Source organism: Lachnospiraceae bacterium oral taxon 500 (assembly GCA_002999035.1).
GTDB lineage: Bacteria > Bacillota > Clostridia > Lachnospirales > Vallitaleaceae > W11650.
Genome location: CP027241.1, coordinates 1,027,283 through 1,049,945, shown reverse-complemented (window position 1 = coordinate 1,049,945; position 22,663 = coordinate 1,027,283). Strand labels below are relative to the sequence as shown.

The window sequence follows — 22,663 nt, the reverse complement described above, 5'->3', positions numbered from 1 at the left end:
AATATCAGAACAACTTCTTAAAGCCTTATTGGAAGAGCAATCGGAAAATAAGCAAAAATAGAAAAAGAGGAGGTGCGCCGCTATGAAAATGACTTATCAGCCGAAAAAGCGTCAAAGACAAGTAGAACATGGGTTCAGAAAAAGAATGAGAACCAAAAACGGCAGAAATGTTTTAAGCCGCAGACGGGCAAAAGGAAGAAAGAAACTCGCGGCATAAGGACCACATTCGTGGTCTTTTTTAAGCAGAAGAGTTTTGAGGATTACCGTGGGATCGGTTTGTTCACTCAAAAAAAATCAGGAGTTTAAGCAGGTTTATAATCATAGTTGTTCTTGTGTTAATAAGCATTTGATTGGATATTTCCTAAAAAATCAAACGGCGGAAAATCGGATCGGCATTTCGGTCAGCAAAAAGGTCGGAAACAGTGTTGTCAGGCATCGACTGAAAAGATTAGTAAAAGAAGCCTATCGTTTAAATCAGCAGAAAATCAAAGCCGGCTATGACATTGTGATCGTAGTTCGGGCGGCAGCAAAAGGAAAGAATTATCAGGAGATCGAAGCCACTTTATTGCATTTGCTTGGCTTGCGTAAGATGATAGCGGAAAACGCAAAAGAATTGGGCAAAGGTGAGATATGTTAAGTCATTTGGCAATCGTTTTGGTGAAGTTTTATCGTAAATATATTTCGCCGCTGAAAAGGCCAAGTTGTATTTATGTTCCGACTTGCTCCGCTTACGCTTTGGAAGCCTACCGGCGGTTTGGCTTTTGGAAAGGAACCTATTTGTCGGTCAGGCGGGTATTGTCCTGTCACCCTTTTCATAAGGGTGGGTATGATCCTGTGCCTGACAAGGAGGAAAAGAGATGTTGTTAGTTTCGTTGACCCAGTCGACGGCACCGATAATCGGACCGATTTCCCGGTTCTTCGGTGTAGTAATGGATTATATCTATAATATTTTAAAAAACGGCTTAGGGCTGGAATCCATAGGTATGTCCATTATCCTGTTTACCATTTTTACCCGGCTTTTGCTCTTGCCGCTGGCCTTTAAACAGCAAAAGTCCATGCGCGAGATGCAGAAACTTCAGCCGGAAATGAAAAAAATTCAGGATAAGTATAAAAATAAAAAAGATCCGGAATCGCAGCAAAAAATGCAGATGGAAATATCACAGCTTTATCAGAAGCATGGTACCAGTCCTTTTTCCGGCTGTCTGCCGCTGATTGTTCAGCTGCCGATTATTTGGGCTTTGTTTCAGGTGTTAAGGAATTTACCGGCTTATATCGGAAGCGTCAGGGATATTTATTTGGGAATTGTGTCTAAGATTTCGGGTATTTCCGGAATCAGTTCGGTTTTGTTGGAGATTAACGAAGGCCTTAAAAGTTTGGGAGTTCCCAACTTCGATCCGACTTCGGAAAATCATTTGATTGATTTGTTCAGTAAGTTTACCACCGATCAGTGGAACCTGTTGTTTGAGAAAATGCCGCAGCTGTCTACCGTTTTAGCGGATTCTTTGGCGCATATTAACAAGATCAATTATCTGCTGGGGATTAATTTAGCGGATAACCCGAACTTAATGAGTATCGGTGTGTTGATTCCGGTGTTAAACGTAGCGGCGCAGTTTTTGGTATCGAAGCTGTCGATGGATAAAAATGCCGGCGGAAACGATCAGGCGGCGCAGACCAATAAGACCATGATGTATACGATGCCTTTTGTGACCGGCTTTTTTGTGATCAGCATGCCGGCGGGTTTGGGTCTTTATTGGTTAGTTGGTACTTTATTCCAGTTGGTACAGCAGATTGTGATCAATAAGTATTTGGATGAAAAAAAAGCTTAAGGAATACTTCTTTCCTGTGTTTGTCAAAAAAATGTACAGTTCAGGCGCGATGGTCAAAAAGAAAGACCAGGGGAAAGGAGTAGTTATTTAATGGAGGATAGAATGGAATCGCTTGAAAAATCGGCAAAAACGGTTGATGAGGCAGTGACGGACGCTTTGGTAGAACTCGGTCTGACTTCGGATCAAGTCGATGTGGAAATATTAGACGAAGGTTCCAAAGGACTTTTAGGACTGTTCGGTTCAAAATTGGCAAGAGTCAGAGTAACAAAGAAGGTAAACTTAAAAGATATCGCTGAGAACTTTTTAAGCGATCTTTTGAAGGCAATGGATATTTCTTCGAAAATTACGTTGACAGAGGAAGATAAAAATACCTTATCCATCAATTTGGAAGGCGAAGAAATGGGCGTTTTAATCGGTAAAAGAGGCCAGACTTTAGACGCCGTTCAGTATTTGACCTCACTGGTGGTCAATAAATATTCCGATCATTATGTTCGGATTAAGATGGATACGGAAGATTACCGCAATCGCCGGCGCAAGACTTTGGAGTCCCTAGCGAATAATCTGGCGATGAAGGTTAAGAAAACCGGCAAAAAGTTTACGCTGGAGCCGATGAGCTCAAATGAAAGACGGATTGTTCATTCCACGCTGCAAAAATACAAGTTTATCGAAACGTACAGCGAGGGAGAAGAGCCGTTCCGCCGGGTGATTATCGTTCCCAAAAAAAGAGAAAACGAATAATTCAACTTTCCTGTGTTCTGCAAAAACGGAACAGTCTTTTTTAGGAAGACTTACCGCCCGGCAGAAGTGCTCGGCGCTTCGATCGGGAGAAAGTTAAGTGAATAAAAGAAGAAAGTCAAGATTAAGCAATGCTTATTCTTGGCTTTTTACATTCAAAACTCCAGTTTCATAGTTGTGAGGAATGCTGTAAAAATTTACGTTGAATTTTACAGCATTTTAGATATAATATAAGTGTAGAAAGATTTAGAAATTAAGGAGGAGGAGAAAGAATATGGCTAATATTTTACCGGTGTCGGATTTGAGAAATTATAACGAAGTTTTGAAAAACTGCCGCAAAGGAGAACCGGTATATCTGACCAAAAACGGCAGAGGACGATTTGTAGTCATGGATATTGAAGATTATGAGCGGGTTCGGGTTGAAAAAAAACTTTTGATGCAGCTGCAGGAAGCCGAAGGAGCCGGCAATGACAGTAAAGTGCTGTTTCCCAATGAGTCGGTTTTCTGACGAATTATCACGATGCGGTGTGGGAAGATTCCGGAATTATTTAGCAAATAAGTGATAAATATGTGAAGATTATCCTGTCATTGACCGATATAAGGATATCATAAGGATTTTTGCCTGTGTTTATAGCTTAAAATAAAAAGGTGGAGAAAAAAATGGAAGATACAATTGCAGCTGTCAGCACGCCGCCGGGCAGCGCCGGCATTGGAATTATTCGAATGTCGGGACCGGAGAGCCTGACTATTTTAGATAAAGTTTTCCGGCCGAAGAATCCGGAAAAAGAGAGAAAATCACATACCATTCATTACGGCCATATCGTGGAAAGCAGCCGGATTATTGATGAAGTTTTGGTATCGGTGATGAAAGCGCCGCATACCTATACCCGAGAGGATATTGCCGAGATTAACTGTCATGGCGGACCGGTCGTGCTGCAAAAAGTGATGAAACTTTTGCTGGAAAACGGAGCAAGACTGGCCGCCGCCGGTGAGTTTACCAAAAGGGCTTTTTTAAACGGCCGGCTGGACTTGTCCCAAGCGGAGGCGGTCATGGATATGATTTCGGCCAAGACGGAAAGAGAACTGGCCGGATTTGCGGCGCATTTATCGGGTGAGTTGAAAAAGAGAGTTACTGCCCTGCGCGAAAAAATGATTCAGCTGCTGGCAAATATTGAAGTCGGCATTGATTATCCCGAGTATGAGTTTGAAACGCTGGAGCAGCCGGCGATGATTGCCGGGATCAAGGATATTTTAGAGGAAGTGGAAACGCTGGGCGCTACCTATGAAAACGGTCGACTGATTAAGGACGGCATTCGGACGGCCATTATCGGTAAGCCGAATGTGGGTAAATCCTCTATTTTGAACGCATTGCTGCGGGCGAACCGGGCGATTGTGACCGATATTGCCGGCACGACCCGGGATACGCTGGAGGAATATTATTATTTAAACGGTCTGACCTTAAAGCTGATTGATACTGCCGGTATTCGGGAAAGCGGTGATACAGTTGAAAAAATCGGGATAGAACGATCGCTGCAGTCCATTCATCAGGCGGATTTGATCCTGTTTGTGATTGATTCTTCCTCTGATTTGGCGGCGGAGGATCACCGAATTTTAGAGGAAATCCGCGATAAAAAATGTATTTTCATTTTAAATAAAGTGGATTTGGCCGGTAAAATTGATCGCCGTTATTTTGCCGAGAATTACCCGGCAGCGGTTGTGATTGAGACTTCGGCTTTGACCGGATATGGAATTGACCATCTGGAAAAGATTATTACCGATTTATTTGCGTTGGGACAGTTAGAGCAATCGGACGGTCTTTATATTACCAATCTCCGGCAAAAGGAGGCCTTAGTCGGTGCGGCGGCGGCGATGCGGCAGGCGATTGCGTCGGTTCAGGCGGGCTTAAGTGAGGAGTTTTGGGCGCTGGATTTAAAGGCAGCTTATTTGGAGTTGTCTAAGATTTTGGGGGAAAGTGTGGAAGATGATGTGGTGACACAGATTTTTGCCCGCTTTTGTGTCGGCAAGTAAGGTTGTCGGCTAAAAAGGCAGTTTTGCGGACAGAGGAGAGTCGGTGCTGCGTGCCCTCATATCAGGTATAAATATCCGCTTATCTGAGCCGGGATATACAATTGTGAAAAATTTGTTTTTTAGATGACAAGATTGTTAATATATGTTAATATGATAAAGAACCGATAGGTTAAAAATGCAGCTTTCTCATGTTCTGCAAAACTGGAACTGTCTTTTTTAGGCAGACTGCGGAGCTTTCGATCGGGGCAGATTGCCCGCCCGGACAGAAGTGCGGAGCACTTCGATGAGGGGGGGGAGAAAGTTGAGTTAAACATAAAGAAGGAAAAATAAATGACAGAATACATTATAGATTCGGCCGACGTGGTTGTGATCGGCGGCGGCCATGCCGGAGCGGAGGCAGCCCTGGCGGCGGCCAGAAGCAATTTGAAAACGATTTTGTTTGCCGTCAGTTTAGACAGTATTGCCATGCTGCCATGTAATCCCAGTATCGGCGGTACTTCAAAGGGACATTTAGTACGGGAGGTTGATGCGCTCGGCGGCGAAATGGGCAAGAATATTGATAAAACCTACATTCAAAGCCGAATGCTTAATCAGGCCAAAGGGCCGGCCGTTCATTCGTTGCGGGCACAGGCCGATAAGCATGCGTACTCCCGCGAAATGAAAAAAACCCTGGAAAATACGCCGAATTTGAAGATTAAACAAACTGAAGTAATTGATATTGTTGTGGATGAGCAGAAAAATGTCCGGGGAGTTAAAGTCATTTCCGGCGGTATTTATCAGGCAAAAGCGGTGATTATTGCAACCGGTACTTATTTAAAGGCCAGATGTATTTACGGTGATGTCAGCATCGCCAGCGGGCCGAACGGCTTGCAGGCGGCCAATCATTTATCGGATGGCCTCCGGGCTTTGGGCATTAAGCTGAATCGTTTTAAGACCGGAACACCCTCCCGGGTTGATCGGCGGACGATTGATTTTTCGCAACTCACGGAGCAGCCGGGCGATGAGCGGATTGTACCGTTTTCTTTTGAAAATAAGGGGGAAGAAATTCGTAAGGATCAGATTTCCTGCTGGCTGGCTTATACCAATCAGCAGACGGCCGAGATTATTTCCGCCAATCTGGATCGCTCGCCCCTTTACGGCGGGGTAATTAAAGGTACGGGGCCGCGCTACTGCCCTTCGATTGAGGATAAGGTGGTCCGCTTTGCCGATAAGGAAAAGCATCAGATTTTTGTTGAGCCGGAAGCAGCCGATACCAATGAAATGTATCTGGCGGGCCTTAGCAGTTCTTTACCGGAAGATGTGCAAATCCGGATGATTCGGACACTGAAGGGCTTTGAGCATTGCGAGGTGATGCGGATCGGCTATGCGATTGAATATGACTGTATTGATCCGCTGGAGCTGAAGCCGACCTTGGAGTTAAAGGCGATTCGGGGGCTGTTCAGCGCCGGTCAGTTTAACGGCAGCAGCGGCTATGAAGAAGCAGCGGCCCAGGGGCTGATGGCCGGCATCAATGCGACGGCTTTTGTCAAAGGAACGCAACCCTTGATTTTAGACCGGTCAGAAGCCTATATCGGTGTGCTGATAGATGATTTGGTCACCAAAGGAACGAATGAGCCATATCGAATGATGACTTCGCGGGCCGAATACCGGTTGCTGCTCCGGCAGGATAATGCCGATTTGCGGTTGTCGGATTATGGCTGGCAGGTTGGTCTGTTGCCGGAGGAGCGTTATCGGGCGTTTTGCCGGAAAAGAGAAGAAATTGAGGCGGAGGTGGAGCGTCTGCACAAGAAGATTTTAGGCTGTACCCCGGAGCTGAATCAATTTTTGGAAAGCCAAGGCTCAACGCCGGTGAAGTCAGGTATCAGTTTATATGAACTGTTAAAAAGGCCGGAAATTACTTATGAAAGTCTGGCGGCGGTTGACCGCGAGCGGGCGGTGCTGCCGGAGGAAGTGCTGGAGCAGGTCAATATTCAGGTTAAATACGAAGGCTATATTGCCCGTCAGACCGAGCAGGTTGAAAAATATAAAAAATTGGAAAATAAAAGGATTCCCGATACCGTTGATTATGATCAAATCGGGAACTTAAGAACGGAGGCCCGGCAGAAGCTGAAACAAGTAAAACCCTTAAATATCGGGCAGGCCAGCCGGATATCCGGCGTTTCGCCGGCGGATATTTCCGTGTTGCTGATTTATTTGAGTAAGTAGTGTTACAGTTCAGGCAAGCTCTTCGCAGACATGATATCAGTATTCGGCACAGTTCAGGGAGGTAAACTTGAAGCAGGAAATCAGAAAAATTTTGCAGGCGGAGGAGTATCAGCCGACAGATGGGCAGATTAGCCAGTTGGAACAGTTTTATCAGCTTTTGAGCGAAAAAAATAAGGTGATGAATCTGACGGCATTGGCTGAGCCGCAGGACTTTTTGGAAAAACATCTGCGGGACAGCCTGCTGCTACACCGGCATTTTCAGTTTGAGCCAGGTACCCGGCTGATTGATGTCGGTACCGGCGCTGGTTTTCCGGGAATCCCGATTGCGGTGATGGAGCCGGAACTAACGGTGGTGCTGCTGGATTCTTTAACCAAACGGATTCATTTTTTGGAAGAGGTCATTGCTGCGCTGGATTTAAAAAATGCCAAAGTTCTTAACAGTCGGGCCGAAAGCGCCGGCCGTCAGCCGGAACTGCGGGAAAGCTTTGATTACTGCGTGTCTCGAGCAGTCAGTCATTTAAATAAATTGTCCGAATACTGCCTGCCGCTGGTGCGGCCGGGCGGCTATTTTATCCCCTATAAGGCGGAGAAGGTGCTGGCCGAACTTCCGGAGTCGGAGCGGGCGATTTCGCTTTTGGGCGGAGAAATGACAGCGATGGAAGAAGATCGGATTTTGGATGCGCGGCGGTTTTTTCCGTTGATTCGGAAGCAGAAAAAAACACCGCCGGAATATCCCAGAAATTCAGAAAAGATAGCAAAAAAGCCTTTATAAATTAATTTTTTGTGGTATACTGTACTAAATACTCAAAGCAAACAGCAGAGCGTAGACAATCAAGTCAGATCATAAAGGAATAAACAAAATGGAGAAAATGAATAGAAATCAGATGGGAACAAAAGAAGTAAAATCCGGCTCATTACCTCCTGCGGTTAATTCGAAGCCAACCAAAGCGTTGGACAAGATCTTGAACCAAACGATTGAATTTATTACGGATGGGGAAAAAGAAATTTATGAGATCCGCAATTACGCCCGGAGGGAATATGATGATCTGGAGAAAGAATTAATTGATTTAAAAGTAGAAACATCAAGCCTGATTGCTTCGGTCGATAAATTATATCAGAGTTATGACCTGAATCGGAAAAAACTGATCAATATCAGTACTTACAGCGAGGAAGAGCTGCGTCGGCTGCAGGAGGAAACTGAACAGTTGCGGGTCAGGCTGGAAATTGAAAAGAATAAAGAAAGCACCATCATTCGGCGGCGGAATGATTTGGAAATTCAGCTGCGCAGCACCAAAGATTTAAATGACCGGGCGGAAAAGCTGTCCAGTGATTTTAATATTGCCGTCTCTTTGCTGAACGGAAATATCAAAAAAATGACCGATACGATTGAGGATATCAATAATAAGCAGGCGCTGGGCATTAAGATTTTACAAATTCAGGAAGAAGAAAGGCGCCGGATTGCCCGGGAAATGCATGACGGTTTGGCGCAGCAGTTGTCCCAGGTGCTGATTAATGCCGAATTTAGCGTTAAGCTTTTGGATAAGGATATTAATTTGGCCAAAAGAGAATTAAATTCTCTGAAATCGGAGTTAAGGGACAGTATCAGCAATATTCGCCGCTTGATTTATGATTTGCGGCCGATGTCGCTGGATGATTTGGGCCTGATTCCGACGATTAAACGAGATGTGGAAAGTTTTCAAAAGAATTACCCCAATCGGAACTTACAGCTTATTCTGGGCGAGGAACTGGGCGAAGGCAATTTTACTTTGTCCGAAACGATGATCCTGACGATTTATCGAATTTTTCAGGAGGCACTTTCTAATATCAGAAAACATTCGCAGGCAAAAAATGCCCAGATTGCGATAAATATTGACAAAGATGATCTGTTAATTCGGATTGAAGATGATGGAGTTGGTATGCCGGATATTTCTTTTGCCGAAAAAGAAATAGATCATGGTTTTGGCTTATCCATTATGAAAGAGAGAGTTGACTTGCTCAGGGGCGACATAAATATTCACTCGGAACGGGGAGCGGGCACTAAAATTCAGATTTCGATCCCGTTAGGTCAGGTGGATGAAAAAAGGAGGAAAGCATGAATAAAATCAGGATAATGATAACCGACGATCATGCTATGATCAGAGAAGGTTTAAAAAAAGTGCTGGAATTAGAAGGTGACATTGAAGTTGTTGCTCAGTCCGGCAATGGGCAGGATGCTATTAATTACTGCCTGCAGCATCGGGATGAAATTGATGTTTTGCTTTTAGACGTCAATATGCCGAAACTAAACGGGATGCAGACTCTGGAAAAATTAGAGCAGGAACTGCCGAATCTGAAAACCATTGTTCTGACGATTCATGATGAGGTTGAATATTTAAGACGGGCCATGGAACTGGGGGCCAAAGGCTATGTTCTGAAAGACAGTGAATCGGACGCTTTGGCCAGCGCCATCCGGGCAGTTCATAACGGCTCAATTTATATTCAGCCGACGATGGCGATTTATTTGCTGAATGATTTCAGCCCAAAGACGCCGGCCGGGAAAAAGACCTTTTTGACCAAAAGGGAGATTCAGGTTCTAAAATTAGTAACCAACGGCATGTTGAATAAAGAAATTGCCATTCGGCTGCGCATCAGTGAAAAGACCGTCAAGAATCATATTTCCAACATCTTTAAAAAGATTGACGTTTCCGATCGGACGCAGGCGGCAATTTATGCGATTAAGACAGGCCTGGTAGAATTATCGGAAATGGAGGCCTGACAGATTGAGGGTACCCTATTGGATTGTCGGTTGAAACAGAAGTTATCGAAAACGCAAGGGACGCCGGCCAAACAATGGTGTTAGCGAGGAAGAATTTCAATATTGACACCCCGATTTATGCAACCAAAATTATAAAGCAGACAGATGTTTCACGTGAAACAATAAAGGGTTAAACCCGGAAATGTTTCACGTGAAACATTTTTGTTTGGTGTTGTATCCGGTCAAGGATTATGATATACTAAAAAGCAGTTACAGTTCAGGCAGCCGCAAAATATCAACAAATTATGAGGGCGGGCGGTAAGTAATGGATCTTTAGGTTTGATGCGCCCTTGGACAGTGCGGTTTTTTGGCCGTATTATATAAGTGATTGGCTGGTCTGAATTGAATGCAAAACAGGAACACAAAACGGGAGGAGATTATGGGCAGAGTCATTGCCATTGCAAACCAAAAGGGCGGGGTGGGAAAAACCACAACGGCTGTTAATCTTTCCGCTTGCTTAGCCGAAGCGGGCAGGAAAACCTTAATTATTGACTGTGACCCGCAGGGCAATACCACGCAGGGGCTGGGTGTGAATAAAGCTTCTTTAACCCAGACTACTTATGACGTTTTTTTACAGACTCAAAAAATATATGATATTATCGGGGAAAATGTTTACCCCAATTTGGATATTTTACCGGCAAATATTGACCTGGCCGGGGCAGAAATTGAACTGATCCGGGTGCCGGATAACAGCGAAATATTAAAGCGGGCGATTGCCGAGATCAAAGTGGACTATGAATTTATCCTGATTGATTGTCCGCCGTCCTTAAGCCTGCTGACGATTAACGCCCTGACAGCAGCCGATACCGTGCTGGTACCGCTGCAATGCGAGTTTTATGCCTTGGAGGGCTTATCACAGCTGATGTATACGATTCGGCTGATTCAGGAAAGGCTGAACCCATCGCTCGAAATAGAGGGTATTGTTTTTACCATGTATGATGCCAGAACCAATTTGTCACTGGAAGTAGTGGAAGAAGTAAAAAACGAATTAAAAAATACCAATATTTACAAAACGATTATTCCCAGAAATGTCAGGTTGAGCGAAGCACCAAGCTACGGACAGCCGATTGCCGCATATGATCCCTCATCCAAAGGAGCGATTGCTTACCGGGAACTGGCGCAGGAAGTAATCGAAAGGAGATAGTATGAAAAGAAAAGGACTGGGAAAGGGCGTGGGCGCTCTTTTCGGTGAAAACCGGCAGGAGTCGGAATTAGATATCGCAGCCGGTAAAGAGGTGTTTTTTTTACCGGTGTCAATGATTGAGCCGAATCCTTTGCAGCCGAGAAAAACTTTTGAAGAAGACAGTTTGCTGGAACTGGCTGAATCGATGAAAAACTTCGGTGTGCTTCAGCCGATCTTGGTGATCAAAAAGGAAAAAACCTATGAGATCATTACCGGTGAGCGCCGGTGGCGGGCAGCGAAGTTAGCGGGATTAAAAGAAATGCCGGTTATTATTAAGCAGTTGACGGAAAAAGAGTTGGCCGAAGTCAGCCTGATTGAAAACATTCAAAGAGAAGATTTGAATATTATGGAGGAGGCCGGCGCTTACAAGAGATTACTGGAAGAGTTTTCTCTGACCCATGACGAGTTGGCGGCCCGGATTGGCAAGAGCCGGACAGCCATTACCAATACACTCCGGCTGCTGGCATTAAGTCCGGCTGTTCAGAAGATGACGGCCGAAGGGATGATCAGCATGGGCCATGCCCGGTGTCTGTTGGCGATCAGTGATGAACAGCAGCAGGCCGAAATCGGCATGATGATTTTTGATAAGCAGTTATCTGTCCGGGAAACGGAAAGCTATATCAAAAGCCTGACCCGGCAGACAAAAGCGATGCCGGCGACACTTAAGTTGAGTCCGGAGATGAAAGAAGTGGAAAGAAAAATGGCGGAACATTTCGGCTCCAAAGTAACCTTGACCACTCGTAAAAACAACAGTGGGAAGATAGAAATTAACTATACTTCCATTGAAGATTTGGAGCGGATTTTGGATATTCTGCACTACAGGGAAGACTGACATGGAAAACATTTGGCAATGGGTAGAAAGCAATCAGAGCATCCTGCTTGCGGTGCTGGCAGCGGGCATCCTACTGATTTTATTCTTGCTGCTGTGGCAAAACAGCAGGTATCGAAAACTGGAAAAACGGATAAAAGCGCATGAAAGCGGCGCTTTAGATAAAACTTTAGAACAAGAAGCAAAAGAATTAAGAATGGAATTGGAACGGCTGAGTCAGGAATGTAAGGAAGAAAAGCGGCGACTGACCAGGTTTATGGCTAAAGAGAAAAAAGCCATCAAAAAAGTCAGACTCATTAAGTATGATGCTTTTGCCACGCAGGGCGGCAAGGTATCCTATGCGTTGGCACTGCTCAATGAGGAAAACAGCGGAGTTTTAATTAATAGTATTCACAGCACGGATTTTTCTTTTTCTTATGCTAAGGAAGTGGTCAGAGGCGAGGTCGATCAGGTTATGTCCAAGGAAGAACAAGCAGTGCTGGAAAAAGCAGTTTCGGAACGGGAAAGATTGTCCAGTAAATAGTGCTTATGCCGGTCTGAACCGCAAACAGAAAGGGAAAAAATATGTATCGTTTGATTGCAATTGATTTGGATGACACTTTATTAGCGGATGATTTGTCAATTCATCCGGACAATTTCCGCACGCTGCGGCAGGCGAAGGAAAAGGGTGTTTATGTGGTGCTTTGCTCCGGCCGGGAAAGCGCGTCAATGGAAAATATTATGAAAAAAACGGATCTGTTTACCGATGAAGATTATTTTATTTCCTATAACGGGGCGGTGGTGCAGACTTTGGGCGGAGTAACTTTGTGGCGGGATGAAATTAAGGGTGAAAACCTGAAAAAAATGATAATGATCGCTCGCCGGTATCCGGTGATTATTCAATGTTATTGTGACGGCCTGACGGTTGACCAAGACGATCCGAGGATTAATCAATACGAAGCCAATACCGGCGTGGTCGGCCGGGTAGTCGAAGATTTAACGGTGCTGCCGTATTCGATTAAGATTTTATTCAATTCCACCGACAGAAAAGTGTTGGAAACGCTGCGCAGCGAATTGGAAGCAGAGTTCGGCGAGGAATATCATTACTTTTTCTCCAAACCGGAATATCTGGAAGCAGTCTATAAAACTTCCAACAAGGGACTGGCTGTCAAATATCTGGCGGAGCATCTGAATATTCCGGCCGGCGAGGTGATCTGCATCGGGGACAGCTTTAACGATGCCTATATGATTGAGTATGCGGGGCTGGGTGTGGCTATGAAAAACGCGAACCCCAAGGTCAAGGAAGTTGCCGATGTCGTCACAGAAAGAACCAATAACGAAGGCGGTGTGGCGGAAATTGTGGAGAAATATATTTTAAATGAAAGCGGATACTAAAAAACTGGTTCAGGAGCATGGCTTTGTCCTCAAGAAAAAGTTTGGCCAAAACTTCATTACCGACCGCCGGATTTTTGAGGAAATTGTCGAAAAAGCAGGTATTACGAAAGATGATGTGGTGATTGAAATCGGTCCGGGTGCCGGCGGGCTGACGGCCCAGCTGGCTGAGGCGGCCAAGGCGGTGACGGCAGTTGAGATTGACATAGAACTGGCGCCGGTTTTAAAGGAAAGCTTAAAGGAATTTTCCAATGTCGAGCTGATCTTTGCCGATGTGCTGAAATGGGACTTGAAAACCTATCTGCAGGAAAAATACCCCGGAGAAAGTATCAAAGTGGTGGCCAATTTGCCGTATTACATCACGACTCCGATTTTGATGAAGCTGCTAGAAGAAAGACTGCCGCTGCGGACGATTACAATTATGGTGCAAAAGGAAGTGGCCGACCGGATTCAGGCGCAGCCGGGAGGTAAGGATTACGGAGCGATTACTTTGGCGGCCGCCTATTATGCGGAACCAAAAATCGTGATGACGGTACCGCCGCATGTCTTTTTACCCGCGCCCAAGGTGATGTCGGCAGTGCTGCATTTGCAGATTAAAACCCGACCCGGTGCCGGGGCGGAAAGGATTTCGGCCGGCAGTCGGGACGCTTGCCCGGCGGATACGGAACCGGACCTTTACCCGGAACTTTCCGAACAGGCGGAAAAGTATCTTTTTCGGGTGATTGCCGCGGCTTTTGAGCAAAGACGTAAGACCCTGCTCAATGCACTCAGCAATAAGGGCATTGCTCCCAAGGAAAAAATAAAGGCGGCACTCAGCGAAATGGCGCTGCCGGAAGATATCCGGGGAGAGAGGTTGTCGCTGGTGGAGTTTCAGCAGCTAAGCGGGTTGCTGGCTGAAAAGGAATAAACTTTTTTCCCTATTGTCTTTTGCAGCAGATTATGATAAACTGTTTTTATAAAAAAAATAAATTAAGTTTTAAATAGATTTTTTGGATAATGGCGGATGCCGGGCCAAAAGCAGCGGCAGAAGCATAGTTTTCTTTTTTCGGGCAATGTACATTCGTGTGTATACCGGAGCGAAAGCGGAGAAAAGCAGACAGAAGAAGTTACCATTCAGGCAAGCATTCTGAACTTGGCAAAATACGAGCCTAGCCGAAGATCCGCATGCCTGCATGAAATCAAAAAAGGAGGCAATGATGGCTAAAAAACAATTTATTTTAATCATGACGGACAGCCAAAGGCGGGATATGATCAGCCGCTGTAACGAGCGGGGCGAGGATATGCATACGCCCTGTCTTGATCATTTGTGCGATCAGGGTTTATCTTTTCAGGCGGCTTATACCACGCAGCCGGTGTGCGGCCCGGCTCGGGCGGGGCTGTTTACCGGTACCTATCCGCATACCAACGGCATGTTGGGCAACTGCATGGCTCTGTCGCAGCAAAGCCTGACCATTGGCCAGCGCCTTAGCCGGGCGGGGATTCATACCGCCTATATCGGCAAATGGCATTTGGACGGAGGCGATTACTTCGGTGACGGGATTTGCCCGGATGGCTGGGATAAGAACTATTGGTACGATATGCGTAACTATTTGGACGAATTGGACAGTGACGAGGACAGAGCCCGCTCCCGAATGCTGGCTACGGCGCTGGAGGGCAACGGCATCAGCGAGGAGTTTACTTTTGGCTACCGCTGCACACAAAGAGCGCTTGACTTTATAGAAAAGCACAAGGATGAGGATTATTTTTTAGTTGTTTCCTATGATGAGCCGCATGATCCGTTCCTGTCACCCAAGTCATTTTATGAGCCGTTTTATCAGCCTTATTTGCAAAAACCGAATCAGCATATGGATTTTTCCAAGCTGCCGGATCATATCAAGGTATGGCATGAAAGATTTTTAGAACTTAAGGGCAGCAAAAGAGATGGCTTTTCCGTTGGTTTGCTGGGGTCGAACTCTTACATTGATTCGCAAATCGGCCGGGTCTTACAGGCAGCGGAGAAAAACGCCGAAGATGCACTGGTGCTGTATACTTCCGATCATGGTGATGCGCAAGGCTCGCACGGTATTTATTCTAAGGGGCCGGCCATGTATGAGGAAATCACCAATATTCCGCTGATTGTTCGCTGGAAGGATCGCATTGAAGCTGGAATTACTACGGAAATGCCGGTTTCGCATGTCGATGTTGTTCCGACGATTTTGGATTTTTACGGTTTGCCACAGCCGAACAGTTTGGAAGGGCAAAGTCTGCTGCCTAATCTTACCGACAAGGAAATTAGCCGGCAAAAGGAAGGCCGGCCGGTATTTGTTGAGTTTAACCGTTACGAGGTCGACCATGACGGTTGGGGCGGATTCCAGCCGGTGCGCTGTGTGGTCAAGGGTAAGTGGAAATTAACCGTCAACCTGATGACCCAGGATGAACTTTATAATTTAGAAGAAGATTATAATGAAATACACAATTTAATTGATGACCCGGCCTGTGAAGCCATTCGCAACCAGCTGCACGATTTGCTGCTTGACTGGCAGAATGACACCCGCGATCCGCTTAGAGGATATTATTGGGAGAAAAGACCATGGCGGAAAGACCGGCAAAAGGTATCGTGGAACTGCGGCGGCTACGCTAGGAGCCGTCACCGGGAGGCGGGAGAAGTTGGCGAATACGGCTACTCCACCGGGCTGCCGATTACGGAATATAACCGGAAATATTAATTAGCCCGGCTGAAAACAGAAAGGAACAAAGTGAAACCAAAAGCGAAAGATGCCGAGGTGCAAAAGCAGAGAGCGGAAGGAAAAAGCATAAGAGTGACCCGGGCGGATGTGGCTAAGTATGCCGGTGTCAGCGAAACTATAGTCTCTTATGTGATCAATAACAACCGCTATGTGGCGGCCGAAAAGCGTGAGCGCGTGGAAAAAGCGGTGGCGGAGCTGAATTATCACCCTAATGTGATTGCCAGGGCTCTGCGCAAGAAAAGCAGCCGCCAGATTCTGCTGATTGCCGATATGGTATTGGATGAATATTATGGCGAAATTTTATTCCGATTAGATCAATACGCCTATGATAAAGGCTATTTGGTGTCGCTGTGCAAATATCACAATGTTGATTCCTATTTGGCCAGAGTGGTCAATAGTCAGTTTGACGGGATTATCATTAATTCCGCCGGCTTTAAAGAAGAATATATCCGCCAGATTGCCCGCGCCGGTACACCGGTGGTATTGTTTTTAACTAAAAAATACGATCGGATTCCGGCGGGGGTGGCAACGATTGATTCGGGTCTGTATCAGGGAGTGGCGGACGCTTTGGAAAGACTTTGGCAAAAAGGCGCAAAAAATATCGTCTATTTGGCGGAACCGCTCAAAAAAAGAAACTTAAAAAAGGATATCCGGTTTTTGGCTTTTCAGGCAGTTGGCCGCCGGCACGGTCTGACGGACGGGCAAATTTTAGCGAAAACCTTTATCGGTTATGATGAGCAGCAGTGGCAGAGCCAATTTGCCGAATATTTGGTAAAGAACCGGCAAATTGACGCGATTTTTGCCAGAAATGACCGATTGGCGGCTACAGCCGCCCAAATTGCCCAAACGCTTGGCCGGAAGATTCCGGAAGATATCATGATTTTGGGCGTAGATAATTCCAGTATTTCACGGCTGATGACCCCAGGCATCACCACAATTGAGCAGCAAAAAGAAGCGATGAGTAAGGCGGCCGTTGAATTGATTGAAAGTATGAATCAAAGTGCGGGCGGGCATATGCTGCCAAGACAAGATTTGAAAAAGACATTTGCAACCAAACTGATTGAGCGGGAGAGCACGAACCGGCAGCGATAGGCGCCTGAAAAATCAGGCTTTTATCAGACAAGAAGGCAGGAATGACCGTTCAGACAAGCTATTTATAATTCACAGAAATTTAACAACTTCGTTATTTGTTTGAAACAACTTCTTGGTATTATAATCTTGTAAAAATTATCCCCCCTTTTATTTTGATAAATATAATTCTTTGAAGCCTTCCAACCGAAGGCTTCCTTTTTTTGTCCGAAAGCCCTGCCATGCGGCAAAGCCGAAAGCGTGCTTGCACGCAAAGGGGCTTTGCCATATGGCAGGGCCGGAACATGAGCGATTGACCTGCGGAGCAGGGCAAAAGCGAATGTTCCGGGGATTGCGAAGCAATCGCTTTCGGACAAAAAAGTAGTGAGCCATGCGGCAAAGCCGAAGGCGTGCTTGCACGACGGAAGCTTTTGCCATATGGCAGGGCCGGAACATGAGCGATTGACCTGCGGAGCAGGGCAAAAGCGAATGTTTTGGGGATTGCGAAGCAATCGCTTTCGGACAAAAAGTAGTGAGCCATGCGTCAAAAGCCGAAAGCGTGCTTGCACGCAAAGGGGCTTTGCCATATGGCAGGGCCGGAACATGAGCGGTTGACCTGCGGAGCAGGGCAAAAGCGAATGTTCCGGGGGTTGCGGAGCAATTCCTTTCGGACAAAAAAGTAGTGAGGTATGCGGCAAAGCCGAAGGCGTGCTTGCACGCAAAGAGGCTTTGACATATGGCAGGGCCGGAACATGAGCGATTGACCTGCGGAGCAGGGCAAAAGCGAATGTTCCGGGGATTACGGAGCAATCCCTTTCGGACAAAAAAGTAGTGAGGTATGCGGCAAAGCCGAAGGCGTGCTTGCACGCAAAGAGGCTTTGACATATGGCAGGGCCGGAACATGAGCGATTGACCTGCGGAGCAGGGCAAAAGCGAATGTTCCGGGGATTACGGAGCAATCCCTTTCGGACAAAAAAGTTATGGCCGGATTGCCCGATACAACGGATTCTGTTTTGAATTCAGCTAAGAATTATAAGGAATTAACTTTCGATGAATTAAGAAGTTTAAGTAAGGAAATGACAAAAAACTAAGAGGGGGTAACGATTTGTTACATCCTTTTGGTGTATAAATAAATATTATATTGAATAGACTTAATATTTATAGTACAATATAAAATATAAAGTAGCGAATGGAGAACGGCTAATTATGGATAAAAGGAAACATATAGGAAAAGAGAAGCAGGGAGTTATAATTCCTGCTGCCCCCAATTTATCTGAAATGGATGAAACATATTTTAGATTTATTGAAGACGTAAAGAATGAAATAAAAAATAGGAGAATCACCGCTGTACTATCTGCAAATTCAAGTATGATTTGCATGTATTGGAATATTGGACGAGCTGTTTTAGAAAAGCAGAATCAACAAGGCTGGGGTGCTAAAGTTATCGATAGAATATCTAAAGACTTAAAAGAAGCATTTCCTGATATGAATGGATTTTCACCAAGAAATATTAAATATATGCGCAAATTTGCAGACTGTTGGAGAGATTATGAAATTGTGCAACGGATCGTTGCACAATTACCATGGAGAACAAACATATCATTGTTGGATAAACTTTCTGATGGAGAAAGTAGACTGTGGTATGCTTATAAAGCTATTGAAAATGGTTGGAGCAAGGATGTTTTAGATATTCAGATTGAAACCAAACTTAAAGAAAGAACAGGCAAAGTAATTAATAATTTTTCTAATACATTACCACCAGTGGATTCTGATATGGTAGTTCAAAGTTTTAAAGACCCGTATTTATTTGATTTTTTGGGAACGGATATGCCACGCAGGGAATTAGAAATAGAAAAGAGACTTATAGAGCATATACAAAAGTTCTTATTAGAATTAGGTCAAGGGTTCGCTTTTGTTGGAAGACAAGTTCATATGGAAGTGGGAGATCAAGACTTTTATATAGATTTGTTATTTTATCATTTGAAGCTGCGTTGCTATGTGGTAATTGAATTAAAAGCTTGTGATTTTGAGCCGGGTTTTGTAAGTCAATTAACGATGTATCAGAATATAGTTGATGATATTTTGAAATACCCTGATGATAATCAAACCATAGGTTTATTGCTTGTTAAAGGTAAAAATAAAACGGTGGTAGAGTATTCTTTAGCAGGGTTTAATAAGCCGATAGGTGTTGCAGAATGGCAAAATCAATTACAAAATTCATTACCGGAAAATTTAAAGAGTAGTTTACCGTCTATTGAAGAGATAGAAAGAGAATTAGAATAAAAAAATAGAATTGTATTTGTAGTATAAGAATTTAACAGCCACTGTTTGCTAACTTGTGCAACGAGCGTTGCACAAGTATAAAAAACTAAATGATATGAATGATTAGAGAAGTAGAGTAATAGCTGCTTCTCTTTTTTACTGTATTTTTACTTTACCCAAATGCTGCTCCCGCTGGCGGGGTGGGATTCCTCCAATGAATTAGCGGGAACGGTTTTTTGTACCGGCCACGTCGCGTCGCCGGAATAATTTTCCGCCTTTAAAGTATCTAAATCCTCTTTTTTCGGCGGCAGCAGCCGAATGTTACCGCCGGCCGAAAAAAACGAAAAGGCTGGGTCTTCTGAAGTCGTCAGCGGGAAATAGCTGTTCGTACTGCCTTGGGAAGAATCGGCGGAAGAAACTGAATTTTCCGACAGATAAGCGCTAATATTGCCGGTCAGCGTGTATATATTCAGAGATTCCGGCAGATTAGCCAGAAACAGTGAAATATCGCCGACATTGCTTTGCACGGTGGCGGCGGTCAGATCCTTTTCCAAAAGAATAACACTGTTGCCGAAATCATTGATAATATACAAGGTCCCTAAAGAATCGGCAAAGTTCAAATACGAATTTCCCAGATTGGAAAATAAATCCAGACTTTCCACCGGCGCATTGGCTACGACCGAGACATTTCCTAAATCGGCGTCCAGTGAAATCAGCTGTTTGGGGGCGGACAAAACCAGATCAATATTGCCCATCAAAGATGACAGGACATAGTTATCGCTGTTTTCATATAACAGCGACGGATTGATGTCTAAGAGGGAAGTGGTTAAAGCCAGCGACTGCAAATGAAAGCCCGTAGGGACATGAACTGCTACCGAGCCACGGTAAATGCCGTCGGAAGTAATCGTGGCAATCGGCAGGGTACTTTGCTGCCGGGCCTTAGTAGTGGCGCTGATTTGCAGCAAATCAGCACTTACAAAGGCTTTAAAATCAATATCATATTCCGGTGAATTGGGGTGACGATAATCGTAAACCACCAGAATATCCTGCCGATCTTCCTCAACAAAAGAAACCGTTTCAATATCCACGGTAATACCGATTTTGGGCACAGCTGCAAAAGTCAGCTCCTGATGCCGGGTACTGATGCCTTTGGTGAACTTAATCTGAGGCAGAGGAATACTGCCGTAGACTTGTGAGTTTTGCCAATATTCGGACCAGGTCAGACCATTCTGATACAGAAAAGTGCAAAAAAGCCCGCAGGCGATGATCAGGCAGGCGGAAAAAAGAGAAAGAAAAAATAAAAAAACAGTTTTTTTGTTTTTCATCGAATGCCTCCCCGGACAAAACTTTGATTCCAGCGATAATATTTTCTGGCCAGAGCCAAAACCGTCGGAATCGCAAAAGCCATCAGCAACAGCAGCAGGCCGCCCAGTCCAATTAAAAAGAAAACATAAGCAAATAAAATCAGGGAATTATCATACAGTGCAGCCGGAATGGCAGTGACGCGAAAAGTGGTCAAATGAGTGAGCAGCAAAAAAATACCGCCTAAAAAGCCGGAAATTCCGAAAAAAACCAATACAAAAATACCAAGCCATACCAGCGCAAAGGGAATGAGCAGGAAGGCATTTAAAAACATGGCCATAAACAAATGGAAATAATTTATTCTATTCATATCAGCCCCCACATGGATAAGGAATCGCGTAACAGCATTTTTCCGGAATGGTCAAACGCGATAAACCCTTTTGCGGCAAAGTCCGGCAACGGATTTTCATACTTTTGACACTGCTGTTACTTTATTACAATTTTAACAAAAATACTTTAAAAATCAAGCGCAATCAGCTTAGAAAATGATTAGGAATAAAATAAGCTCCGCCGAACCGAAACCATTGCTTTTTCAAGCTTTGCCGAATCCGATGCCGGCTTTCTTTGTCTAAACATTGAAAACAGTCGAAAAGGATTAAGATTTGCTGTGAGAATTAACCGAATTTTTATAGCAAAGCCAGTGGCGGTATGATATACTAAGGCCATTCCCTTAACCGGTGAAAGGCTTTCTTGGGGCGCTTGCCAGGAAACAGGCAGGAAGTTTTGCTTTCGGCGGCCGGTTAAGAGAAGGCTTGACCAAGATAGATGACGGTTCAGATAAGCTTTTTCAGATCTGCTTGTCCGAACTGTGGCAGAGTAAGTTAAGAAAGGAAGAATATGAATCAGGCAATTAACAGCGGAGCGGTTTTTTTAGGCGGTTTGCTTTCCTTTTTTTCACCCTGCATTTTACCGGTGCTGCCGGTTTATATCGGCATTTTATCGGATGAAAGCGGGCGGGGAAAAAGTTTGGCGATTGGCCGTTTAAAAATCCAAACCGGCAAATTGATTAAAACAATATTATTTGTTCTCGGCATTTCCGTTACCTTTTTGATGTTGGGCTTTGGCGCCGGGGTACTGGGGCAGCTTTTGCAGGGCAAATATTTTTATCCGGTGGCCGGCGGCGTGGTAGTGCTGCTGGGACTTCATCAGGTCGGCGTTTTGAAGCTGAACTTTTTGGAAAGAGAAAGAAAACTGACGATGAAAAGGAGCATCGGCAATGAATATCTGTCGGCTTTTCTGCTGGGACTGCTCTTTAGTTTTGGCTGGACGCCCTGTATCGGGCCGATTATGTTTTCGGTGCTGGCGCTGTCCTCAGCCGGCGGTCAGGAAATCCGGTCGGTGCTTTTGATGCTGATTTATGCGGCCGGAATGATGATTCCCTTCTTTGTTATCTCGGTTTTTTCCGATATTTTTCTGGGAAAAATCAGCGGCCTGCGGAAGCACCTGCCGCTGTTTAAAAAGCTGGGCGGCGGGCTGATCATTTTTATGGGAATCCTGTTGATGAGCAACGGTTTGAATCAAATCACGGCCTATCTGCAAAGGTGGTTGTATTAGACGCATACTTTTATGAACCAAGAGAAAGTCCCGGACAGGATGCCGGGATTTGGAAGTTTAGACTTACTGAAAAGGAGGAACTTTATGAAAAAAACATGGATCAAATATTTCAGCGTTTTGCTGGCGGTTATGCTGTTTACGGCATGCGGCGGTGAAAATGGAAAAAATACCGAATCGCAAGCAAACAGCGGTCAGGAAAAAGCAGCAGACCAGAGTTCGGAGACAACAAATACTGACCGGCAGGAGGCGGCAGAGAAGGAAAGCGGCAAAGCCAAAAATAAGGGTGTAGCGGCGCCGGATTTTACCTTAAAGGATATGAACGGCGAGGAAGTTTCGCTGAGCAGCCTGCAGGGCAAAAAGGTGTATTTAAAGTTTTGGGCATCCTGGTGCCCGCCGTGCCGCAAAAGTATGCCGTCTTTAGGTGAACTGGCGGCGGAAGAACGGGATTTTGAGATTTATACCATTGTCGCGCCGGGTTTTAGCGGTGAGCAGTCGGCAGAAGATTTTAAGAGCTGGTATGACGAGCAGGGCTACTCCAAGGATATTCCGGTTCTGTTTGATGAAACCGGAGAAGTTATGCAGGCTTATCGAATCAGTGCTTTTCCGACCAATGCTTTTATCGGCAGCGACGGTGTTTTGGTGTCGATAATGGCCGGAGCGACGGGAAAGGAATTTATTAAAGAAAAGATGGAGGACATTCAGTAGCAGGCAAATGCCGGA

General features: G+C 45.1%; 25 protein-coding genes. 22 read left to right on the top strand and 3 right to left on the bottom strand.

What is annotated here, in order from left to right; translation table 11 throughout:
* Window positions 1–82 precede the first annotated feature (82 nt).
* The 19 genes from C3V36_04880 (at window position 83) to C3V36_04790 (ending at window position 16,789) form a co-directional block, all read left to right on the top strand.
* A complete protein-coding gene (locus tag C3V36_04880; GenBank protein ID AVM68638.1) occupies window positions 83–217 on the top strand; it encodes a 50S ribosomal protein L34 in 135 nt (44 codons plus the stop codon).
* Between the two features lie 48 nt (window positions 218–265).
* The gene (locus C3V36_04875; protein ID AVM70445.1) at window positions 266–637 is read left to right on the top strand and encodes a ribonuclease P protein component; all 372 of its coding nucleotides are present in this window, start codon (window positions 266–268) and stop codon (window positions 635–637) included.
* Complete coding sequence (locus C3V36_04870; GenBank protein AVM68637.1) at window positions 631–867, top strand: membrane protein insertion efficiency factor YidD; 237 nt, start codon at window positions 631–633, stop codon at window positions 865–867. Before C3V36_04875 ends, C3V36_04870 begins: the two co-directional genes overlap by 7 nt.
* A complete protein-coding gene (locus C3V36_04865; protein AVM68636.1) occupies window positions 858–1,826 on the top strand; it encodes a hypothetical protein in 969 nt (322 codons plus the stop codon). Before C3V36_04870 ends, C3V36_04865 begins: the two co-directional genes overlap by 10 nt.
* 102 nt (window positions 1,827–1,928) lie before the next feature.
* The gene (locus tag C3V36_04860; GenBank protein ID AVM70444.1) at window positions 1,929–2,564 is read left to right on the top strand and encodes a DNA-binding protein; all 636 of its coding nucleotides are present in this window, start codon (window positions 1,929–1,931) and stop codon (window positions 2,562–2,564) included.
* Between the two features lie 271 nt (window positions 2,565–2,835).
* Window positions 2,836–3,069 (top strand): prevent-host-death protein, encoded by a 234-nt coding sequence (locus C3V36_04855; GenBank protein AVM68635.1) that lies wholly within the window; start codon window positions 2,836–2,838, stop codon window positions 3,067–3,069.
* Between the two features lie 152 nt (window positions 3,070–3,221).
* The gene (locus C3V36_04850; GenBank protein ID AVM68634.1) at window positions 3,222–4,589 is read left to right on the top strand and encodes a tRNA uridine-5-carboxymethylaminomethyl(34) synthesis GTPase MnmE; all 1,368 of its coding nucleotides are present in this window, start codon (window positions 3,222–3,224) and stop codon (window positions 4,587–4,589) included.
* A gap of 330 nt (window positions 4,590–4,919) precedes the next feature.
* A complete protein-coding gene (locus C3V36_04845; GenBank protein AVM68633.1) occupies window positions 4,920–6,794 on the top strand; it encodes a tRNA uridine-5-carboxymethylaminomethyl(34) synthesis enzyme MnmG in 1,875 nt (624 codons plus the stop codon).
* 67 nt (window positions 6,795–6,861) lie between these two features.
* Window positions 6,862–7,566, top strand: a complete 705-nt coding sequence (locus C3V36_04840) for a 16S rRNA (guanine(527)-N(7))-methyltransferase RsmG (protein AVM68632.1) — start codon at window positions 6,862–6,864, stop codon at window positions 7,564–7,566.
* A gap of 88 nt (window positions 7,567–7,654) precedes the next feature.
* Window positions 7,655–8,890: a histidine kinase gene (locus tag C3V36_04835; GenBank protein ID AVM68631.1), complete on the top strand. Its 1,236-nt coding sequence runs from the start codon at window positions 7,655–7,657 to the stop codon at window positions 8,888–8,890.
* Window positions 8,887–9,549 (top strand): DNA-binding response regulator, encoded by a 663-nt coding sequence (locus C3V36_04830; GenBank protein AVM68630.1) that lies wholly within the window; start codon window positions 8,887–8,889, stop codon window positions 9,547–9,549. Before C3V36_04835 ends, C3V36_04830 begins: the two co-directional genes overlap by 4 nt.
* Before the next feature lie 418 nt (window positions 9,550–9,967).
* On the top strand, window positions 9,968–10,732 hold the full coding sequence (locus C3V36_04825; protein ID AVM68629.1) for a chromosome partitioning protein ParA: 765 nt from the start codon (window positions 9,968–9,970) through the stop codon (window positions 10,730–10,732).
* 1 nt (window position 10,733) lies between these two features.
* Window positions 10,734–11,603, top strand: coding sequence for a chromosome partitioning protein ParB (locus C3V36_04820; GenBank protein AVM68628.1), 870 nt, complete (start codon window positions 10,734–10,736; stop codon window positions 11,601–11,603).
* Window position 11,604: 1 nt separating this feature from the next.
* Complete coding sequence (locus C3V36_04815; GenBank protein ID AVM68627.1) at window positions 11,605–12,123, top strand: hypothetical protein; 519 nt, start codon at window positions 11,605–11,607, stop codon at window positions 12,121–12,123.
* Window positions 12,124–12,164: 41 nt separating this feature from the next.
* Window positions 12,165–12,974: a hypothetical protein gene (locus C3V36_04810; protein AVM68626.1), complete on the top strand. Its 810-nt coding sequence runs from the start codon at window positions 12,165–12,167 to the stop codon at window positions 12,972–12,974.
* Window positions 12,958–13,878 (top strand): 16S rRNA (adenine(1518)-N(6)/adenine(1519)-N(6))-dimethyltransferase, encoded by a 921-nt coding sequence (locus C3V36_04805; GenBank protein AVM68625.1) that lies wholly within the window; start codon window positions 12,958–12,960, stop codon window positions 13,876–13,878. The genes C3V36_04810 and C3V36_04805 overlap by 17 nt, the downstream gene beginning before the upstream one ends.
* A gap of 96 nt (window positions 13,879–13,974) precedes the next feature.
* Window positions 13,975–14,175, top strand: a complete 201-nt coding sequence (locus C3V36_04800) for a hypothetical protein (GenBank protein ID AVM68624.1) — start codon at window positions 13,975–13,977, stop codon at window positions 14,173–14,175.
* Entirely contained in the window at window positions 14,168–15,676 is a 1,509-nt protein-coding gene (locus C3V36_04795) for a sulfatase (GenBank protein AVM68623.1), read from the top strand. Before C3V36_04800 ends, C3V36_04795 begins: the two co-directional genes overlap by 8 nt.
* A 30-nt stretch (window positions 15,677–15,706) precedes the next feature.
* Window positions 15,707–16,789 carry a LacI family transcriptional regulator gene (locus C3V36_04790; protein AVM68622.1) on the top strand — a complete coding sequence of 361 codons (1,083 nt, stop codon included), beginning with the start codon at window positions 15,707–15,709 and terminating at the stop codon, window positions 16,787–16,789.
* 62 nt (window positions 16,790–16,851) lie between these two features.
* On the opposite strand, the gene C3V36_04785 is transcribed toward C3V36_04790, so the two are convergent.
* Window positions 16,852–17,352, bottom strand: a complete 501-nt coding sequence (locus C3V36_04785) for a hypothetical protein (GenBank protein AVM68621.1) — start codon at window positions 17,350–17,352, stop codon at window positions 16,852–16,854.
* Between the two features lie 637 nt (window positions 17,353–17,989).
* Between C3V36_04785 and C3V36_04780 the strand changes: the two genes are divergently transcribed.
* On the top strand, window positions 17,990–19,048 hold the full coding sequence (locus C3V36_04780; GenBank protein ID AVM70443.1) for a DUF1016 domain-containing protein: 1,059 nt from the start codon (window positions 17,990–17,992) through the stop codon (window positions 19,046–19,048).
* Between the two features lie 146 nt (window positions 19,049–19,194).
* On the opposite strand, the gene C3V36_04775 is transcribed toward C3V36_04780, so the two are convergent.
* Window positions 19,195–20,352, bottom strand: a complete 1,158-nt coding sequence (locus tag C3V36_04775; protein ID AVM68620.1) for a hypothetical protein — start codon at window positions 20,350–20,352, stop codon at window positions 19,195–19,197.
* A complete protein-coding gene (locus tag C3V36_04770; protein ID AVM68619.1) occupies window positions 20,349–20,699 on the bottom strand; it encodes a hypothetical protein in 351 nt (116 codons plus the stop codon). The genes C3V36_04775 and C3V36_04770 overlap by 4 nt, the downstream gene beginning before the upstream one ends.
* A 527-nt stretch (window positions 20,700–21,226) precedes the next feature.
* Here C3V36_04770 and C3V36_04765 point away from each other — a divergent pair.
* Window positions 21,227–21,943, top strand: coding sequence for a cytochrome C biogenesis protein (locus tag C3V36_04765; protein ID AVM68618.1), 717 nt, complete (start codon window positions 21,227–21,229; stop codon window positions 21,941–21,943).
* Window positions 21,944–22,072: 129 nt separating this feature from the next.
* Entirely contained in the window at window positions 22,073–22,648 is a 576-nt protein-coding gene (locus C3V36_04760; GenBank protein AVM70442.1) for a thioredoxin, read from the top strand.
* The last annotated feature ends 15 nt before the right edge of the window (window positions 22,649–22,663 follow it).

Excerpts from the sequence above, each read along its gene's own strand:
- C3V36_04810 (AVM68626.1), top strand. The coding sequence starts at position 12,165 with ATGTATCGTTTGATTGCAATTGATTTGGATGACACTTTATTAGCGGAT.
- C3V36_04760 (AVM70442.1), top strand. The coding sequence starts at position 22,073 with ATGCTGTTTACGGCATGCGGCGGTGAAAATGGAAAAAATACCGAATCG.
- C3V36_04845 (AVM68633.1), top strand. The coding sequence starts at position 4,920 with ATGACAGAATACATTATAGATTCGGCCGACGTGGTTGTGATCGGCGGC.
- C3V36_04855 (AVM68635.1), top strand. The coding sequence starts at position 2,836 with ATGGCTAATATTTTACCGGTGTCGGATTTGAGAAATTATAACGAAGTT.
- C3V36_04880 (AVM68638.1), top strand. The coding sequence starts at position 83 with ATGAAAATGACTTATCAGCCGAAAAAGCGTCAAAGACAAGTAGAACAT.
- C3V36_04870 (AVM68637.1), top strand. The coding sequence starts at position 631 with ATGTTAAGTCATTTGGCAATCGTTTTGGTGAAGTTTTATCGTAAATAT.
- C3V36_04765 (AVM68618.1), top strand. The coding sequence starts at position 21,227 with ATGAATCAGGCAATTAACAGCGGAGCGGTTTTTTTAGGCGGTTTGCTT.
- C3V36_04805 (AVM68625.1), top strand. The coding sequence starts at position 12,958 with ATGAAAGCGGATACTAAAAAACTGGTTCAGGAGCATGGCTTTGTCCTC.
- C3V36_04800 (AVM68624.1), top strand. The coding sequence starts at position 13,975 with ATGCCGGGCCAAAAGCAGCGGCAGAAGCATAGTTTTCTTTTTTCGGGC.
- C3V36_04865 (AVM68636.1), top strand. The coding sequence starts at position 858 with ATGTTGTTAGTTTCGTTGACCCAGTCGACGGCACCGATAATCGGACCG.
- C3V36_04850 (AVM68634.1), top strand. The coding sequence starts at position 3,222 with ATGGAAGATACAATTGCAGCTGTCAGCACGCCGCCGGGCAGCGCCGGC.
- C3V36_04825 (AVM68629.1), top strand. The coding sequence starts at position 9,968 with ATGGGCAGAGTCATTGCCATTGCAAACCAAAAGGGCGGGGTGGGAAAA.
- C3V36_04815 (AVM68627.1), top strand. The coding sequence starts at position 11,605 with ATGGAAAACATTTGGCAATGGGTAGAAAGCAATCAGAGCATCCTGCTT.
- C3V36_04770 (AVM68619.1), bottom strand. The coding sequence starts at position 20,699 with ATGAATAGAATAAATTATTTCCATTTGTTTATGGCCATGTTTTTAAAT.
- C3V36_04795 (AVM68623.1), top strand. The coding sequence starts at position 14,168 with ATGGCTAAAAAACAATTTATTTTAATCATGACGGACAGCCAAAGGCGG.
- C3V36_04835 (AVM68631.1), top strand. The coding sequence starts at position 7,655 with ATGGAGAAAATGAATAGAAATCAGATGGGAACAAAAGAAGTAAAATCC.
- C3V36_04860 (AVM70444.1), top strand. The coding sequence starts at position 1,929 with ATGGAATCGCTTGAAAAATCGGCAAAAACGGTTGATGAGGCAGTGACG.
- C3V36_04775 (AVM68620.1), bottom strand. The coding sequence starts at position 20,352 with ATGAAAAACAAAAAAACTGTTTTTTTATTTTTTCTTTCTCTTTTTTCC.
- C3V36_04785 (AVM68621.1), bottom strand. The coding sequence starts at position 17,352 with ATGGCAAAGCCCCTTTGCGTGCAAGCACGCTTTCGGCTTTTGACGCAT.
- C3V36_04820 (AVM68628.1), top strand. The coding sequence starts at position 10,734 with ATGAAAAGAAAAGGACTGGGAAAGGGCGTGGGCGCTCTTTTCGGTGAA.
- C3V36_04830 (AVM68630.1), top strand. The coding sequence starts at position 8,887 with ATGAATAAAATCAGGATAATGATAACCGACGATCATGCTATGATCAGA.